The following is a 15,794-nucleotide window of genomic DNA, read 5'->3' as shown; positions in this document are numbered from 1 at the left end:
ACTGCCTCGCGCAGGCCCTCGGGCGCGAACGAGAGGTAGGTGACGGTGCACATGCCACCGAAGCTCTGGCCGAGCACCGACCACGGTTCGTTGGTCAGTTCGCGCCTGATGAGTTCGGCGTCGTGGACGATGGCGTCGGCGCGGAAATGGGTGAGGTAGTCGGCCTGCGCAGAGGGCTTGCCACGGGCCGGGAGCGTTTGACGGGTGATCGGACTGGAGCGGCCCGTGCCGCGCTGGTCGAGCAGCAGGACGCGGTAGTCGTCGAGTGCGCGGTCCAGCCAGGAGTCCCGGCCGACGGGCCGTGGCGGCCGCATGCCGGGACCGCCTTGCAAGAACAGCAGCCAGGGAAGCCGCTCGCGCTCGCGTCCGGTGGCCACGACCTCGCGGGCGTAGATCTCGATGTGCTCGCCGTCCGGCCGATCATGGTCGAGGGGGACGGAGAAGAGATGATCGGTCAGCTTGACACCGGGCATGGAAGGCTCCTTTGCGGGCAGTGGAGTGATCTTGATATCGGCGCTACTTCGGCGTGCGTCAAGCACCGTCGCGGCGTCAAGCGTGCCTCGGCTGTGCGAGCATGCTGATGGCGTTGGCCGCGATGATCGCTGTGATGCTCAACCAGGCGGCCACGTCGAGCTTCTGTCCCAGAATGAGCGCCCCAACGGCTGCGGCGAGCACCGGGTTGACGCTCATGAACAATCCGAACGCCTCTGCGGGAACGCGGCGCAGCGTGAACAGGTCCGCGAGAAACGGCACAGCAGAGGACAGAACTCCGGCCGCGACAGCTGCACCGAGCGCCCCGGCGGAAGGCGTGTGGTGTACCGCGACGCCGGCTCCGACGGGCAGGAAGACCAGGGCCGACAGCACCGCCGCGGCGGCCGTGCCCTGTGTCCCGGGGAAGCGCTGGCCGATGGAACGGTTGAGCAGGATGTAAGCGGCCCAACCGGCAGCGGCGAGCAGACCGAGCCCCATGCCGAGGTAATCGGCGGTTGGGCGCGGGCGCATCAATGCGACGACTCCCGCCGTGGCGAGTACGGCACAGCCCAGGTCGACGCGTCTGCGCGAGCCGGCCAGCGCGATCGTGAGCGGGCCGAGGAACTCCAGGGTCACCGCCAGGCCGAGACCGATCCGGTCGATCGCGGTGTAGAGCGACAGGTTCGTCACCCCGAAGTCGGCCGCGAGCAGCAGTACCAGCCCCCACTGGCGCCGTGTGAAGGACCGAAGGCGGGGCCGACTGAGGATGAGCAGCACCGCCGCCGCGACGTACTGGCGGACCGCGACGACGCCGACAGGGCCGAGCATCGGGAAGGCCAGTGACCCGCTCGCGGCGCCGAGCTGGGTCGAGAGGCAACTGGCGAGCATCGTCCAGACCCCGGCCATGGGCCCAGTGCCGCGCTTCGTGGGCAGGATGGCGCGGCCTGCTGGGTGAGTGGGGGCTGCTTGCATGCATCGATCCTGTGCCGCGCCGAGCCGTGCGCAAAATGCATGAGGCACACCATCTATACGATTCGGTTATGGATGTCGAGCTGCGGCAGTTGCGCTGCCTCGTCGCGATCGTGGACGAGGGCACGTTCACCGACGCCGCGATCGCTCTGGGTGTCTCCCAGGCTGCGGTCTCCCGCACCCTTTCGGCGCTCGAGAAGCGCCTCGGCGTACGGCTGCTGCGACGCACGTCCCGCGCAACCTCGCCGACCGCGATTGGCCTGCGCGTCGTGGCGCACGCCCGGCGCGTACTGACCGAGGTCGACAACCTGGTACAGGAAGCGACATCGGGCCGCACCGAACTGCGTATCGGCCACCACTGGTCGGCACTCGGCCGACTCACATCCGCTTTTCAACACCAGTGGCTGGAATCGCACCCGGAGACGCAACTCCACCTGCTTCGCATCAATTCCCCGAGCGCCGGCCTGGCCGAGGGCACCGCGGACCTCGCGGTCATGCGCAGGCCGCTGGAGGACCGCCGCTTCGAGGGCGCCATTGTGGGTCTGGAAACACGCTGGTGCGCGCTGGCCGCCTCCGACCCCCTGGCGCGGCGCCGCTCGGTGCATCTGGCCGATCTCAGCAGCCGCGTCCTGCTCGTCGACCAGCGCACCGGGTCGACCAACGCGGATCTGTGGCCCGTGGACGCGCGCCCCGCGACACAGGAGAGCCGCGACATCGACGACTGGCTCACGATCATCGCCACCGGCCGCTGTGTGGGGGTTACCGCGCAGTCCGTCGTTGACCAATATCCAAGGCCCGGCATCGTCTACCTGCCGGTACGCGACGCCCAACCGATCGCCGTACGACTGGTCTGGTGGCGCGACGACCCTCACCCGGCCACCCGCACCGTACTCGAGCTTCTTACCGAGCTTTACCGCACATGACCGATCAAGCATGCTGCGAACACGCAGAGCTCAGGCCTGCCTGGAGCGCGCGCCGGTGAACATCGCCACCGCCATGTCCCACGGCGAGCTCCGCGCGGAACACACGCTCGCCGGGCCGGACGGGGAACCCGGCATCGTCGGCATCGAGGGCCTGATGTCCACGGACATCGAAGTGGAGCACTGCTGGACGCGGATCCGCTTCGGCCCGCACTACGAGGCGCTCCGCAACCCGGACCTAGACCCGCGGCACGTCACGTACTACCGGTGCGTCATGCAGCTGAACCTGGTCGGCGGCCCGCTTCGCATGCCGAGGGCGACTTCCTGAACCGGGAGCGGATGCTCGACGTCGCGGACCTGCATCTGCAGAGGGCTCTCGCCTACGGCATGAGTCGACCGTGGGTCTTCGGCCGATCGCGGCGTCACACCGGCGCGGTGGGAAACGGCGCTTTCTAGGGGCGTCGCAACACGTGATCACTGGCGCGTGCGGCCGGCAGTGTAAGCAGCGGCTCGGCTGGGAACTCCCAGCCGAGCCGCTGTTGCATCGTCGGCGGTCGGGTTGTGCTGCCGCTTCGGCGGCGGCTGGTTGAGCGATCTCTGGAAGTCACCGCCTGGCCCCGCTCCTCACCCCTGCGGGAACCGGACCAGAATGAGGCCTCATGAATGATGGATCGAAATGGCCCATCGACAAACTGACCGCGCTCCGGCTCGGCAGGAGGCTGGTCGCGGAAGTCCCGGCGTCGCAGGCGGACCGCCGGGCATTCGTGGAAGTCTGTCCAGAGAAGAGCGAACCCGATGCCCGAGCACAGGGCGAGGGATGGGTTCGCAGCGATGTTGAACGCGGCTTCCACCTTGAGCACTGGGAGTACGACCGCGAGCGCATTGACGGATTCGACTACGACATCGGAACGGTCCTCATCAGAATCGCTGACGCTACGGACGAGTCTGAGCTGATCAGTGTGCTCAACGCGTGGGGTATTCGACCTGACCTCTTGGCCTACCCCTGGGACAGTGAGGACCCCAAGTAGTTCGACGGGGAAGCCGTCAGCTCGTGCAGGTGGTCAGCCGGCGTTGCCCAGCCCAGTGTCTTGTGAGGACGGCTGCTCAGCTCGGCCGCTTCTGCGTCGAGGTGCTCACGGGGATGGACCGAGAGGTCGGTGCTCTCGGAGCCTCGGCGCCGAAGCCCAGGGAGCCCTCCTGATGAGCCACCTGGCCCAGCCCGAGGAACTCGCTGAGCAGTGCGGTCGCATGGTCGGCTACGGTGTACAGGCCGTCTGCATCTTCGACAGCGCCGGCACCTATCTGCCCGAGGACGTCACCACTCACATCAGCGCGATCACCACTGCGGTTGACGTGCCGGTCGCCTTCCACGGCCACAACAACCTCGGCATGGCCGTGGCGAACCTCCTCGCAGCGGTCCGCGCCGGGGCCCGCGTCCTCGACTCCTGCGCCCGCGGATTCGGAGCAGGAGCCGGCAACACCCAACTCGAAGTGCTCGTCGCCGTCCTGAACGCTACGGCCACCCCACCTGCATCGACCTGCGCCTGGTGGCCCAGGCCGCGGAGCTGGCCGAGCGCACCCTCGGTGAGATTGGCGCGGCGGTGTCCGTGACCGCATGGAGACGATGCGCGAGGCCCGTCGGCAGGGCTGGCTGCAGCTGACTGGACCACGGGTGGCATAGTGCCCTGATGCCTTGGCACAGACGAATGGCAGGACTCCTGGCATCCATCGCGGCGGTGTTCGCGGCGACCGTGACACCCGCCACCGCCGACGGCTCGGACCGCGTCGTGATGCGCTTCGAGACCGAGAAAGACTTTGTCATGTATAACGCGGACGCCGGAGCCGAGGCCTCGAACAGAGGCTTCCATGTACCCGTCTTCGTCGAGCCGGACAAGGACGGCACCCCGGCCCGCAACGTCCGGGTGGTCGTGGACGCGTCGGGCCTGGAGGGCGTCGCCCGACTCGGGGACAGCGCCATGTGCGAAGCCGAGGGCCCGGTCTACACCTGCGAGTACGGCGATCTCGAGAACGGCGACGGCGAGAGCTACGACCCTCTGGTCCTCCTCGGCATGGACGGCGTCGAGCCGGGCGACAGCGGCACAGTGACGTACACGGCGACCGCCGACAACGCGGCTACGATCACCGGCACCACCCGGATGACCGTCGACGGCCCGACGCTCTCCGCACCCGGGCAGGAGACAGGCGTGAGCGGACTGGCACCGGGGAAGCCCACGCAGGTGACGCCCCGGCTGGCCAACAACACTCGCTTCCCGGCAGTGCAGGGGGTCGCCTTGCAGGTGAACGTCTCGGAGGGCCTCACACTGACCACCCGGTACAGCAACTGCTTCTACGCAAGCCCGTCGCCCACCTCCGCCTGGTGCACGTTCCAGGCAGTGGCCGCCCCGGGCGCCGCCTACCGCACGAGCGCACCGCTGCCGTACACCGTCACCGCCCCGAAGACGCTGTCCGGCGATGTGGCCTACACGTGGTCGTCGGCCCCGCGCCAGCCCGCCGGCCACACCGTGCGTGGCACGGGCGCCCCGCTTACCCTGGTCCGCACCGCTGCGCACCGGGACTTCGACGACAACCACGGGAGGGTCGGGGTTACCACCACCGTGCAGGCGGACTACGAAGCGATCACCGGGACCGTCCGGGGCCGGGTCGGTGACACCGTGAGCGTGAAGCTCGGGGTGCGTCGGCTCGGCCCCGGCAGTCCGAGCAGTGACGTGGGCGGCTTCGAGGTGGTGCCGCCGGAGGGCACCACGGTCACTTCCATCCCCTTCACCTTCGAGGACACGGACGGGAAGTGGGCGTGCGACCGCCCCGCGAAACCCGGTGGAGTGTTCGTCTGCGATCTCAACCGCGACGTGTTCTGGCCGGCGTCCGACGGGACGACCTCGGTCGAGTTCCGCTTCCGCGTCGACCGGCGGGTCCCGGGTGCGAAAGGCACCATCCGCGTCCACAACCCCTTCGACCGAACCCCCGGCAACGACACCGCCGTCATCCCCCTGGAGGCCTCCCCGGCCCCGCCGTACCGGAAGTCCACCGTCCTGGTGCCTACTGCCCTGACCGCCGTGGCGATATCCACGGGGATTTTGCTGTACCGCCGCCGACGTCGTACGACGGTCTGACTTGATCTTTAGCCCGTGCGGCGGGGCCGTGGGGTTGTTGATTTCTCCCTTCGTCGTTGCGCCGGCTGTGGTTTGCGGTGTGTGCACCCGTGGCGAGGTGTGGGCCGGGTGTTTTGCGGCCCGGTGGCCGTCCGGGGCCGGGTTGGTAGGGTTTCGGTGCCTGGGTGGGCGGGCCTTGAACCTTGATCCTGGACACACGAGACACTGGATCCTGAGGATCTGAAGACGGGCATCTCGTGGTCATGAAGAACTATCCGCCGCAGTTCAAGGCAGACGCGGTCGCGCTGTACGAGTCGCGGCTCGAAGCGATGATCAGGTCGGTTGCCGTCGACCTGGGGATCAAACCGGAGACCCTGCGGAACTGGGTGAGGGCTGCCGGAGGGAGCCGACCACGGGGACGCCGGACGCAGGAACCAGCCCAGCCGCGGCCCTCGCTGGAAGCGGAGAACGCGGCCCTGCGGAAGAAGGTCCGCGAGCTCGAGGAGGAACGCGAGATCTGCGGAAGGCGGCGAAGTATTTCGCCAGGGATTGTGTCCTGAACACAAGGGGGGACAGTAGGACAGCTTCCAAGAGTGATGCTGTGCGGATGATGAAGGTTTTGTGGCTTCGAAGTCGCCCTGCGGGGGGAGGCTTCAAGCCGCCTCATGATGCGTTGGTTGATGACCGTCGTGGTGAGCGATGAGGAAAAGGCGTCGTGAGAGGCGTCAGGTGGGGATCGGGAAGACGAATGCAAGTGAATCGCTGCTGACGTGTCGAAACGAAATCAGGCGACATTAAAACCGGGGTGTTTCCTAAACCCCGGGATGAGTCTGGCGGGTGCCCGTTTATTGGCCAGGTGGTGTCCGGCATGCAGGAGGCGTGAGCCCGGTCTGCGGCTTCCGCATGGAACAGGAGAAGGCAGGTCCTGATACCGCCCACCGCGATGCGGCGGCAAGAGGGAGTGTCCCAAGCAGCAGCAACTGCAAGGGGTCGAGTACCGATGCGGGGCGTGCTGGCGGACCGGCTCGTTCGTGACTGAGTTGATCACATCAATCGGATGATGTCCGGGAGGAGTGCGATGGGTCAGTTGAAGTCATCGACCAAGCCGTTTGAGATTTCGAAGTGGGAGATCAAGGAAGGGTGGGAGGAAGTCAGGGAAAATAGAGGCGCTCTAGGGGTGGATGGGCAGAGCGTCGACGAGCTCGAGAAGGACCTGAAGGGCAACCTTTACAAGTTCCGGAACCGTATGTCGTCGGGCTCAAACTTCCCGCTCGCGGTGCGTGGGCCATAGTGGCCAGGCATCTGATGCGAAGGGTGGATCCTATTTTCCATCCGGACAGCTATGGATATCGGCCGGGACGGTCCGCCTTGGATGCAGTGGAACGGTGCCGGGAGCGCTGCTGGAAGCGGAATTGGGCCGAGGAGTTCGACATTGCCCAGTTCTTCGACAGTGTGCCCTGCGACCTACTGGTCAGGGCGGTGGAAGCTCACACCGATGCCGTTTGGGTGAACTTGTATGTGCGGCGGTGGCTCGAAGCGCCGCTCGTGACGCCCGACGGAGCCCTGCTGGAGCGGGAGCGCGGGACCCCGGTGTCTCCCGTCCTGGCGAACCTGTTTCTGCACTACGCGTTCGATAACTGGATGGCGGGAGAGTTCCCGTCCATCTGGTTTGAACGCTATGCGGACGACGCGGTGCTGCACTGCGTCACCGAGCCTCCGGCCCGTCAGGTACTGGCCGCGCTCGCGGACAGAATGGCCGAGGTCGGGTTGCGTCTGCATCTGGCCAAGGCCCGGATCGTCTACTGCAAGGACGAGAATCGCCGAAGCTCCTACGAGCACACGGCATTCACGTTTCTCGGGTACACGTTCCGCGCCAGGAAGAACTGGAGCCGGCAGGGGAACATATTCATGGCGGTCGACCCGGCAATCAGCAAGGACGCCCTGACAAAGATCGGACGGGAAGTGCGGGGCTGGCACCTGCACACACGTACGGATCTAACCTTTCAATAGCTCGCCCAATGGGTCAACCCCAAGGTGGCAGGCTGGATCAACTACTATGGCCGTTTCAGGCCCTGAGAGCTGATCCCTTTCATGACGCGCATCAACTCCTACCTGGTGCGCTGGATCCGCAAGAATGGCTTGCGGCCAAACGGAAGGCGCTTGCGAAGTTGCAGGAGATCGCCCGGCGATATCCGCGCATGTTCGCGCACTGGCGCCCTGCCCCAACAGTGAACGCCGTGCTGGTTTGATGATCAGGACGACAAGAGCCGTGTAACGGGAGTGTGTTTAGCACGGTTCTGTGAGGACCGAGGGGTGAATTCCCCTCGGCCACTCGGCGACGCGCTGGTGAAGCGCTTCCAGTTCGTTGCCGACCACCAGCGCCGCCACGGCGTGAAGCGGCTGTCCACCATCCTCGGCGTCAGCCGCTCGAGCTTCTCCTACTGGCGTCGGACCGCCGCGGACCGGACTGCCCGGCTGGCCGCCGACGCCCGGCTGGCCGCCTGGATACGGACGGTGCACCTCGAGTCGGACGGTACCTACGGAGCCATGAGGATCACCGCCGAGCTCCGCGAGACCAGCAGTGAGGCGGTCAACCACAAGCGTGTCGCCCGGATTAAGTGGGCGGGCGGGATCGAAGGAGGGTCCGTTTGCGCCGCCGGCACCCCACCACCGGCCTCGGCCCGGCTGCCGCCAGGGTGCCGGACCTGATCGGCCGCGACTTCACGGCCACGGCCCCGAACACACAGTCCGTACATCACCTTCCTGTCCATCGAAGGTGGGAAGTTCTGCTACCTGGCGACTGTCATCGACCTCGCCTCGCGGTGTGTGGCCGGCTGGGCGATCGCCGACCACATGCGCGCGGACCTTGTCACCGACGCCCTGGCCGCTGTCGTCCGCACCGGCGGTAGCCGGGCCGGATCGATCATGCACACCGACCACGGAGCCCAGTACTCAAGCAGGGCCTTCGATAAGGTATGCAGGTCAGCAGGGGTTCGGCAAAGCATGAGCGCGGTCGGGTCCAGCGCGGACAACGCACTGGCCGAGTCCTTCAACGCGACCTTCGGCCCGGATTCTGCGGATCAGCCAGGGGGTGTCTCCTCGATCAGTATCTCGTTGTTCTTGACGTGCTCAGCAGGGGGGATCTCACAGACCAGGAGTGGGCAGTGCTGAAGCCGCTGCTGCCCACGAGCAGCAACCGGTGTGGCCGGTGGAGGGATCACCGACAGGTGATCAACGGGATCATTTATCGGCTCAGTACCGGCTGCCAGTGGCGCAAGCTGCCCGCGCGTTTCGGCCCCTGGCAGACCGTCCACAAACGGCATGTCCTGTGGTCGGCCGACGGAACCTGGGAGCGACTGCTCCAGCACGTCCAGGCCGTCGCCGATGCTGCAGGGAACACCAATGTCGACTCCACCTCGATCCGGGCCCACCAGCACGCCGCCGGTGCCTCGACCAGTCCGCCGCCAGCACCTCCCGGGTCCTCAAAAAGGGCCCATCAGTGCTCAGTTCACTGGCGCGTACACGTGCGCGTGCGCCTGTTCCTGGCGGAGGCGGCGCGGCAGGTGAAGCCCTTGGACGCTCCTGCGGCGGGCTGACGACGAAGATTCATCTGGCGGCGGACGGCAAATGCCGCCCGCTGTCCCTGGTCCTCACAGCCGGGCAACGGGCGGACTGCACACAGTTCGAGGCGGTCATGGACAAGATTCATGTGCCTCGGCTTGGTGCGGGCCGGCCACGGAAGCGGCCGGACAGTGTTGGCGCGGACAAGGCGTACAGCAACAGCCTGATCCGTTCCTACCTGCGCCGCCGCGGCATCCGACACGTGATCCCAGAGAAGAGGGACTCCAGAACCGCCCGCTGGCGCCGAGGTTCCGACGGCGGGCGACCACCCGGCTTCGACAAGGCCCGGTACAAGGCGAGGAACACCGTCGAGCGGGCGATCAACAAGATCAAGCAGTTCCGAGCCGTTGCCACCCGCTTTGACAAGCGCGGGTACGTCTTCCTCGGCACCGTGATGGCCGCAACTCTCCTCATCTGGCTTCGCTCATGACCAAATGCCTTACTGGACCAGGTCGTTGCGCGTCCGGGTGATCTTGTTGATCACGCGGCGGGCCGTGTCATCCGGGGCATCGATGCCTGCCTCGCCGTGATCGGCGGCATCCCTGCCGGAGGGAAACAGAGGGACCGGCGACACATACTCGACCACAGCCCGGTACGTAGTGGCGTCCATACTGCCGTCGAGTACCGCCAGCCGGAGGGCCAGGAGTTCCTCCCCCCTCATGGCACCCGGCCCAGCCGGCACAAACGCGCCTGACAGCACTGTCAGCATCGGCCTGATGGCATTGGAACAACCGCACGGGCTGGTCAGGAGTATCGGCGTCATAGCGCCGGAGCTTCGCGTACTCCTCACTAGCCCAGATCCCCGCGGGCACATCACGCCGATAGGGACAGCTCTCACAGGGGCGCGGCGCAGGAGGACGAAGTGACGAGGGCACACGGCCAGTATGACCGAGGGACCATGATCGGAGAGTCACTACCTAGCTGTCGTCGGCAAGCCGACGCAGGCGACGGCCCGCGGCCATCAGCCGCCGCATTGCGAAGACAGCTCTATCCACGGCGCGCCCTGGGGCCGAGTGACGAGGGCGGCAGGGCAGTCCGCCTACCGTGCACGGCTCCGGCTGGGCGAGAGGGTGATCACGGACACGATCTGCTCCCGGCCAGCGACGCATCAGAACGGTGAAGGTCCTCGGTTGTCGAGAGCTCCACTTCTCATCTGCGTCGCCCCGGGTGTGATCTCGATTCGTACGCTGCCCTCCGGCAGTCGTTCGATGCTTACCTGCACGGTCGAGGGTGTGACGTGGTTTGCCTGGTCCAAGAGCGCGGACAGGCGTTTGTGACAGTCGCTTTCCGCACCGTGGTCGATTCCCCAGACCGACAGGACGCTGGAGAGGAAGTCCTGTGCGAGGGCTGCTGTATGGGGCGTGTGGGGCAGGAGGGCTGTGTAGCGATTGGTTCTGGTCATAGCGGGGTCGCCGGGCAGCATGGGGGCGGGTATTGGTCCCTGTGTGCTAGGTGCTTGTGGATGAGGTGTGCAATGAGGCCATTGTGTTGCGGCCGTGTGCACGGCGAGGCAGTCGGCCCCGACCGGCAGGAGGAGACAGACGCCTACGACGGGCAGCTTCCAGTTTTCGTAGAGGGCGTGGCGGCGTGGCGCGGGTGCGGTCGCTGTTGCAGCGGGCATCATGCCGGGCTGTCCTGGACGGCCGCCACGATTTCGGCGAGGTGCCGCAGTCGGCTGGTGCCGGGGATGGGTGCGACGTGGGGTCCCTGGGAGAGGAGCCAGTGCAGCGGAGCGGCGGGCACCTGGGGTTCGGCCAGGATGCCGGCATCCAGCGGCCGGTAGGCCATGTAGGGGATGTTGAGGTTGCGGCACATCTCGGCGGCGGGGTCGTCGCGGTTGCTGGTGTTCAGCACGTTTTGCACTGCGGCGACGGGCCGGTACTTCAGAACGCACCGGATGTCCTCGGGTGTGACCTTGGACAGGCCGATGTGCCCGATCTTCCCCTCGTCCTGCAGGGCGTGCAGCACCGCGATCTGATCGTCGCGTGAGGTTTTGGGGTCGATGCGGTGCAGGTAGCACAGCTCCAGCTGCTGCATCTTCAGGCGGCGGAGGCTCGCTTCGACGGAGGCCGCAGGTAGAACGGGTTGCCGAGTGGCTTCCACTGGTCCGGAGCGGGGCGCACCATGCCGACCTTCGTGGCGATCAGCACATGGTGGGGGTAGGGGTAGAGCGCGTCGCGGACGAGTTGTTCGACGGTGTGGGGGCCGTAGGCGTCGGCGGTGTCGATGTGGCTGGTGCCGTGGGTGTGCACAGCTTGGGGTAGCAGGGTGAGGGCCCTGTCGCGGTCGTGCGGGTCGCCCCAGGTGCCGGGCCCGGTCAGGCGCATGGTGCCGAAGCCGAGCCGGGAGACGGTCTTGCTGGCGATGGTGATGGTGCCTGCGGGAAGAGCGGGGATCATACGAGCTCCTCCTTCAGGCAGCGCTGGACGGCGACGTCGACGGCGTGTGCCTGGTTGTTGGGGTCGCTGGTGACTCGCTGGTGAGGGATGACGTCGTTGGCGAGGAGCCGGTGCACGTGGTCGTCGACCAGGCGCCGGAAGGCAGCGTTGTAGTCGTGGCTGGTGTCGACGGGCACGGTTTCGTCGAGCACGGTCGCGAACAGCAGGTCGTACTTGGGGAGCTGTGTGGAGGCCAGGGTCAGCAGTCGTTCGCGTTCGAGCCGGGGCGGGGTTTCGGCCCGGAAGGCCATCGCGGCCTCGAAGTAGGCGACGGCGTCGTGGGTGGCGCGGTCGATGAGGACGACTTCGGCGCCTTGCGCGGCGGCGTTCGTCTCGTCCAGGATGCCTTGCGCGATGATCCACTCGGTGGACTGGACGGTGTGGTGCTGCATCTTGGGCAGGCCGGCCGTGGCGGCGCTCTTGCCGAGACGGCCGGTGCGCGCGACGGTGAGGCCGTGGCCGCGCAGTTCCATCTCTATGCGCTTCAGGAGCGTCGTTTTGCCCGTGGAGTGGGTGCCGAGTACCGCGATCCGCAGGGGGTTGGAGGAGGTCACCACAGGGTGGGGTCCTTTTCTGGTTCGGGGGCTCCGGGCAGGCCGGGCGGCACGGACGCGGTGACCAGCTGGTCCCACGTGTCGTAGCGGGAGGCCATGGCGATTAGGAGCTGCGCGGTGGCGAAGGCGTCGAAGGTGGCCCGGTGTCGGGCGCCGGGGGCTTCGGTGAGGTCGGGTCGTACGTGCTCGATGAGCTTATCCAGGCTGTACTTGCCGAGTTCGGGGAAGGTGGCCTTCGCCAGACGAAGGGTGTCCACGGCGCCGGCGGGCTCCCAGCCGGGCAGGTGCGCGCTGAGCACGCGGTAGTCGGTGTGCGCGTTGTGGGCGCAGATCCATGCGTCGTCCAGGAAGGTGTGCACCTTCCCCGCGATCTCGGCCCATGCGGGCTTGTCGGCCAGGTCTTTGTCGGTCAGACCGTGCACACGGGTGGCGAAGGGGGTAACGGGGTGGTTCGGGCGGGTCAGCCACCAGCCCGCGGTGCTCTTGTCGAGGCGTCCGCCCCGGATGGGCAGCGCGGCGACTTCGACGAGATCGGGCGGATTGGTGCCGTTGCCTTCGACGTCGACGACGAGCAGCGTGGGCCAGGTGGCGAAGTTCATGCGGTCTTGGGTCCGTCCCCCGCTTCCCAGCCGATGGGGGCCCGGCCGTGCTGGCGGTAGTGGTGGGGCTTGCTCCGGTCGTGGCACTGGTAGCCGGAGCCGTGCTGCAGGTAGTAGCGGGGCGGCTCGTCCAGTCCCTCCACGACGATGGCACGGTCGTTGACCTCAACGTCGCCGGTCACATCGAGGGCGCGTGCGTCTTGCACGACCGGGGCCAGAGGCGGCCTCCTGACGATTGCTGGCGATGGTGGCGGCTACAGCTGCGCCGCATCGGTGTCCCTTGGGTCTGCTGGGTAATTGCCCTCAGCATCGGCTACCAGGGTCGAAACGGAGTGGCCGTAGGCCCAGCACACTTTGGCCAGCACGGTCATCGTTGGGCTGGTCACCGCTCGCTCAATCCGGGACAGCGTTGAGCGGCTGACGCCTGAGCGTTCTTCCAGGTCGTACACCGACCATCCGCGCTTCGTACGCAGTTCGAGCAGAGCGCGTGCCAGCGCAGCCTGGATGCACTCGGCGAGCTCTTCCGCTGGCTGGGGACAGGGCTGCTCAGGTGTCGATGATGAGGGGCTGCCCGCCCTCAAGGCGTCCCGACCAGTACTGATCATTGCTGGCTCGTGCGGCACGGATGGTGATTCCGAGCCGTTCGGAGACGTTGTTGCGGTCACGGAGATGGAGGACCTCCTGAACGGTTGCGGTGCGTTGCTCGGCATCCCAGTCGACGGAGCGGATTGTGGGGACGCCCACCCACACCAGGCGGCTGCGGATGTCGTCGCTGGTGACTGGTGCCAGCGTCGAGGCCGCGCACCGGCCTCGCTGATTGTCCGGGCAGTGGTTGGGCGGCACAGGCCGAGGTTTCGTGGACGCGGTGGCTGTCGGGACGCTGGAGGACGTAGGCCAGGGCGCACGAGTTGGTCTGGAAGATGGGGTGCCCGGGGTAGCGGTCCGGGAGCGATTCCAGAAGGTCCCACGTCTGGCGCGGCCATACGGCGTCGGCGGACTCGACGGGGAGGTCTTCGGCTGCGAGTGCGGGCCACAGGTCCGTCATTTGGCCCCGCGCACCGCGCTTGACCTTGAGGCCGACGGCGACGGAACAGGCGGCGTAGCGGGCGGCCCAGTCCAGGACACGGGTGATGGTGGCCGGCGCGGCGTTCGCGGGTGTCAGCGGACGCCAGTAGTGGACGAGGGGGATGCCCCGCTCGTGCAGGCGCGGGAAGTTGGCGCGGAGCGCGTCGTGGTCGATGCCGTGTTCGACGTCCGGGCCGAGACCGGAGTAGCTGAGGTACACGATGACGCGGATGCCTGCCGACTGCGCGGCGAGGATGGCGTCGACGACATCGTCGGTGACGGCGCACTTGGTGATCAGGCACACCGGGTTGTGGACGTCACGGGAGGCGAGTTCGCCGAGGAGGCCGACGAGGTGAGCGCGGGTGCCGGGCGTGGAGAGGGCGTCGGTGCAGGTGTAGAGGGCGAGGGCGGCCCGCGGGTGGTAGTAGGGGCTGGCCATGAGGAGGTCGACGGTGCGTCGGGGGGTGGCGAGTTCGGCCGGTTTGACGCGGGTCTGGCCGCGGTCAAGGAGGTAGCAGTAACTGCAGCCCTTGTTGCAGCCCTGGACCGGGTTGACCGCGAGCCACGTCTCGTGTTGGTCGATGACCGGCTCCCAGGTGCGCTGTACGGGCGGGAGCGGTAAGGCAGTACGCACGGGCGTGGTCCTTTCGGCCGGGCCCGCGCCGCCTGCCCGGGGGTGTGGGCAGGCGGCTGGGCTGTCAGGCGGGTTGCGTGGTGATGCGGGCGCCGACGGCGGCGAGCTTGGCGACGGGCTCTTCGTAGCCGCGTTCGAGGTAGCGGGTGCCGCTGATGGTGCTGGTGCCGTCGGCGACGAGTGCGGCGAGGACGTAGCCGAAGCCAGCCCGCAGGTCGGGGATGACTAGATCGGCGGCTTTGAGCTGGGTGGGGCCGTTGATCTTGGCGGTGTGCTGGAAGTCGCGGTTGTGCCAGCGGCAGGCGGTGGCACCGAGGCAGCGGGTGGTCAGCTCGATGTCGGCTCCCATGGAACGGCTGAGCTGTTCGGCGTAGCCGAAGCGGTCCTCGTAGATGGTCTCGTGGACGACGGAGGTGCCGGTGGCCTGGGTGAGCAGGACGGTGATGGGCTGCTGCCAGTCGGTCATGAAGCCGGGGTGGACGCCGGTCTCGATGTCGGTCGCGGTCAGCGGCCGGCCCCGGAAGAACTCCAGACCGTTCTCGGTCTCGGTGAACTCCCCTCCGATGTGCCGCAGGGCGTTGAGGAAGGTGATGAGGTGGTCCTGGCGGGCGCCGCGTACCTCGATCCGGCCGTCGGTGGCGACGGCCGCCGCGGCGAACGAGGCGATCTCGATGCGGTCGGCCACCGTGTGGTGCTCGACGCCGCGGAGTTCTGGGACGCCGGAGATGGTGAGGGTGCGGTCGGTGTCGATGGTGATCAGCGCGCCCATCTTCTGCAGCATCAGCACCAGGTCGACGATCTCGGGCTCGACGGCCGCGTTGGAGATGACCGTGGTGCCCTTGGCGAGGGCGGCCGCCAGGAGCAGGTTCTCGGTGGCGCCCACGGACGGGAACGGCAGGTGCACGTGGGCGCCGGTGAGCCGGGTAGTGGTCACCTTGACCGAGCCGGGACGGTCCACGATGTCGGCGCCCATCTGGTGCAGGCCTTCCAGGTGGAAGTCGATGGGCCGCTTGCCGATGGTGCAACCGCCGGGGAGCGGGACCACCGTTTCCCCGCGGCGGTGCAACAGCGGGCCCATCATCAGGATCGGGATGCGGTTGACGCCGGAGTACGCCGAGGACAACGAGGTGTTGGCCACCTTCGGCGTGTGCACGCGGACGGTGTGCTCGCCGAGCCAGGTCACCTCGGTGCCCAGCTCGGCGAGCATGCCGAGGACGAGGTCAACCTCCAGGATGCGGGGCACGCCGTGCAGGGTGCAGGGCTCGTCAGTCAGCAGCGTGGCGACGAGTTCCTTAGTGACGGCGTTCTTCGCGCCGGACGCCTCTACCGTGCCGCGAAGTGGCACTCCGCCGGTGATGCGGTAGGTGTGTCGGTCGGCAGCCATGGGTCGCTCCTGCGGGGTCGAGCTATTCA

At 67.4% G+C, this 15,794-nt stretch carries 20 protein-coding genes and 2 pseudogenes; 10 read left to right on the top strand and 12 right to left on the bottom strand.

Translation table 11 applies throughout. From position 1 onward, the window contains the following. Together ACZ56V_RS38170 and ACZ56V_RS38165 are read right to left on the bottom strand one after the other, a co-directional pair. Positions 1-473 (bottom strand): alpha/beta fold hydrolase (locus ACZ56V_RS38170; protein WP_468948314.1); only part of this gene is annotated, 473 nt, incomplete at its 3' end. 76 nt (positions 474-549) lie between these two features. Continuing rightward, positions 550-1,377, bottom strand: coding sequence for an EamA family transporter (locus ACZ56V_RS38165; protein ID WP_468948312.1), 828 nt, complete (start codon positions 1,375-1,377; stop codon positions 550-552). Positions 1,378-1,511: 134 nt separating this feature from the next. Here ACZ56V_RS38165 and ACZ56V_RS38160 point away from each other — a divergent pair, with 134 nt between their 5' ends. From ACZ56V_RS38160 to ACZ56V_RS38115, 10 genes and pseudogenes are all read left to right on the top strand, one after another. Next, positions 1,512-2,363 (top strand): LysR family transcriptional regulator, encoded by an 852-nt coding sequence (locus ACZ56V_RS38160; protein WP_468948310.1) that lies wholly within the window; start codon positions 1,512-1,514, stop codon positions 2,361-2,363. Between the two features lie 10 nt (positions 2,364-2,373). Further along, a complete protein-coding gene (locus ACZ56V_RS38155) occupies positions 2,374-2,688 on the top strand; it encodes a hypothetical protein (protein WP_468948308.1) in 315 nt (104 codons plus the stop codon). A 331-nt stretch (positions 2,689-3,019) separates the two neighbouring features. After that, positions 3,020-3,388 carry a hypothetical protein gene (locus ACZ56V_RS38150; RefSeq protein ID WP_468948306.1) on the top strand — a complete coding sequence of 123 codons (369 nt, stop codon included), beginning with the start codon at positions 3,020-3,022 and terminating at the stop codon, positions 3,386-3,388. Between the two features lie 136 nt (positions 3,389-3,524). Beyond that, a pseudogene (locus ACZ56V_RS38145) lies at positions 3,525-3,943 on the top strand (beta/alpha barrel domain-containing protein); the annotation flags it as partial. Positions 3,944-4,066: 123 nt separating this feature from the next. Beyond that, complete coding sequence (locus tag ACZ56V_RS38140; protein WP_468948304.1) at positions 4,067-5,491, top strand: hypothetical protein; 1,425 nt, start codon at positions 4,067-4,069, stop codon at positions 5,489-5,491. 242 nt (positions 5,492-5,733) lie between these two features. Further along, complete coding sequence (locus ACZ56V_RS38135; protein ID WP_468948302.1) at positions 5,734-6,030, top strand: transposase; 297 nt, start codon at positions 5,734-5,736, stop codon at positions 6,028-6,030. Between the two features lie 745 nt (positions 6,031-6,775). After that, on the top strand, positions 6,776-7,480 hold the full coding sequence (locus ACZ56V_RS38130; protein ID WP_468948319.1) for a reverse transcriptase domain-containing protein: 705 nt from the start codon (positions 6,776-6,778) through the stop codon (positions 7,478-7,480). Between the two features lie 303 nt (positions 7,481-7,783). Beyond that, positions 7,784-8,179, top strand: coding sequence for an IS3 family transposase (locus ACZ56V_RS38125; protein WP_468948300.1), 396 nt, complete (start codon positions 7,784-7,786; stop codon positions 8,177-8,179). Between the two features lie 45 nt (positions 8,180-8,224). Next, a complete protein-coding gene (locus tag ACZ56V_RS38120; protein ID WP_468948318.1) occupies positions 8,225-8,641 on the top strand; it encodes a transposase in 417 nt (138 codons plus the stop codon). Then, positions 8,596-9,521, top strand: a protein-coding gene (locus ACZ56V_RS38115; protein WP_468948298.1) for an IS5 family transposase whose coding sequence is annotated in 2 segments (ribosomal slippage) — positions 8,596-8,922 and positions 8,925-9,521 — 924 coding nt in all. Because the reading frame shifts where the segments join, the coding sequence is not laid out codon by codon here. Before ACZ56V_RS38120 ends, ACZ56V_RS38115 begins: the two co-directional genes overlap by 46 nt. Before the next feature lie 9 nt (positions 9,522-9,530). On the opposite strand, the gene ACZ56V_RS38110 is transcribed toward ACZ56V_RS38115, so the two are convergent. The 10 genes and pseudogenes from ACZ56V_RS38110 to murA form a co-directional block, all read right to left on the bottom strand. Beyond that, entirely contained in the window at positions 9,531-9,800 is a 270-nt protein-coding gene (locus ACZ56V_RS38110) for a DUF6283 family protein (RefSeq protein ID WP_468948296.1), read from the bottom strand. Between the two features lie 13 nt (positions 9,801-9,813). Continuing rightward, positions 9,814-9,903: pseudogene (locus tag ACZ56V_RS38105) on the bottom strand (hypothetical protein); the annotation flags it as partial. Positions 9,904-10,711: 808 nt separating this feature from the next. Then, positions 10,712-11,128, bottom strand: a complete 417-nt coding sequence (locus tag ACZ56V_RS38100) for an aldo/keto reductase (protein WP_468948294.1) — start codon at positions 11,126-11,128, stop codon at positions 10,712-10,714. A gap of 2 nt (positions 11,129-11,130) precedes the next feature. Beyond that, on the bottom strand, positions 11,131-11,490 hold the full coding sequence (locus ACZ56V_RS38095; RefSeq protein WP_468948292.1) for an aldo/keto reductase: 360 nt from the start codon (positions 11,488-11,490) through the stop codon (positions 11,131-11,133). Beyond that, a complete protein-coding gene (locus ACZ56V_RS38090) occupies positions 11,487-12,083 on the bottom strand; it encodes an AAA family ATPase (protein WP_468948290.1) in 597 nt (198 codons plus the stop codon). Before ACZ56V_RS38090 ends, ACZ56V_RS38095 begins: the two co-directional genes overlap by 4 nt. After that, complete coding sequence (locus tag ACZ56V_RS38085; RefSeq protein WP_468948288.1) at positions 12,080-12,682, bottom strand: 3'-5' exonuclease; 603 nt, start codon at positions 12,680-12,682, stop codon at positions 12,080-12,082. The genes ACZ56V_RS38090 and ACZ56V_RS38085 overlap by 4 nt, the downstream gene beginning before the upstream one ends. After that, complete coding sequence (locus tag ACZ56V_RS38080; protein ID WP_468948286.1) at positions 12,679-12,888, bottom strand: hypothetical protein; 210 nt, start codon at positions 12,886-12,888, stop codon at positions 12,679-12,681. The genes ACZ56V_RS38085 and ACZ56V_RS38080 overlap by 4 nt, the downstream gene beginning before the upstream one ends. Before the next feature lie 48 nt (positions 12,889-12,936). Next, positions 12,937-13,287 carry a helix-turn-helix domain-containing protein gene (locus ACZ56V_RS38075; protein WP_468948316.1) on the bottom strand — a complete coding sequence of 117 codons (351 nt, stop codon included), beginning with the start codon at positions 13,285-13,287 and terminating at the stop codon, positions 12,937-12,939. Positions 13,288-13,343: 56 nt separating this feature from the next. Beyond that, the gene (locus ACZ56V_RS38070) at positions 13,344-14,381 is read right to left on the bottom strand and encodes a radical SAM family protein (protein WP_468948284.1); all 1,038 of its coding nucleotides are present in this window, start codon (positions 14,379-14,381) and stop codon (positions 13,344-13,346) included. A 64-nt stretch (positions 14,382-14,445) separates the two neighbouring features. After that, positions 14,446-15,765 (bottom strand): UDP-N-acetylglucosamine 1-carboxyvinyltransferase, encoded by a 1,320-nt coding sequence (murA, locus tag ACZ56V_RS38065; RefSeq protein WP_468948282.1) that lies wholly within the window; start codon positions 15,763-15,765, stop codon positions 14,446-14,448. Positions 15,766-15,794: the final 29 nt, after the last annotated feature.

This window comes from Streptomyces sp. NPDC034099 (assembly GCF_055575415.1).
The sequence above is the reverse complement of the archived record's forward strand: the minus strand, read 5'-3'. Positions and strand labels throughout refer to the sequence as shown.

Coding starts and splice junctions, on each gene's coding strand:
- ACZ56V_RS38095 (WP_468948292.1), bottom strand. CDS start 11,490: ATGATCCCCGCTCTTCCCGCAGGCACCATCACCATCGCCAGCAAGACC.
- murA (WP_468948282.1), bottom strand. CDS start 15,765: ATGGCTGCCGACCGACACACCTACCGCATCACCGGCGGAGTGCCACTT.
- ACZ56V_RS38130 (WP_468948319.1), top strand. CDS start 6,776: ATGCGAAGGGTGGATCCTATTTTCCATCCGGACAGCTATGGATATCGG.
- ACZ56V_RS38110 (WP_468948296.1), bottom strand. CDS start 9,800: ATGCTGACAGTGCTGTCAGGCGCGTTTGTGCCGGCTGGGCCGGGTGCC.
- ACZ56V_RS38075 (WP_468948316.1), bottom strand. CDS start 13,287: ATGATCAGTACTGGTCGGGACGCCTTGAGGGCGGGCAGCCCCTCATCA.
- ACZ56V_RS38165 (WP_468948312.1), bottom strand. CDS start 1,377: ATGGCCGGGGTCTGGACGATGCTCGCCAGTTGCCTCTCGACCCAGCTC.
- ACZ56V_RS38150 (WP_468948306.1), top strand. CDS start 3,020: ATGAATGATGGATCGAAATGGCCCATCGACAAACTGACCGCGCTCCGG.
- ACZ56V_RS38135 (WP_468948302.1), top strand. CDS start 5,734: ATGAAGAACTATCCGCCGCAGTTCAAGGCAGACGCGGTCGCGCTGTAC.
- ACZ56V_RS38160 (WP_468948310.1), top strand. CDS start 1,512: ATGGATGTCGAGCTGCGGCAGTTGCGCTGCCTCGTCGCGATCGTGGAC.
- ACZ56V_RS38100 (WP_468948294.1), bottom strand. CDS start 11,128: ATGCAGCAGCTGGAGCTGTGCTACCTGCACCGCATCGACCCCAAAACC.
- ACZ56V_RS38155 (WP_468948308.1), top strand. CDS start 2,374: ATGCTGCGAACACGCAGAGCTCAGGCCTGCCTGGAGCGCGCGCCGGTG.
- ACZ56V_RS38085 (WP_468948288.1), bottom strand. CDS start 12,682: ATGAACTTCGCCACCTGGCCCACGCTGCTCGTCGTCGACGTCGAAGGC.
- ACZ56V_RS38140 (WP_468948304.1), top strand. CDS start 4,067: ATGGCAGGACTCCTGGCATCCATCGCGGCGGTGTTCGCGGCGACCGTG.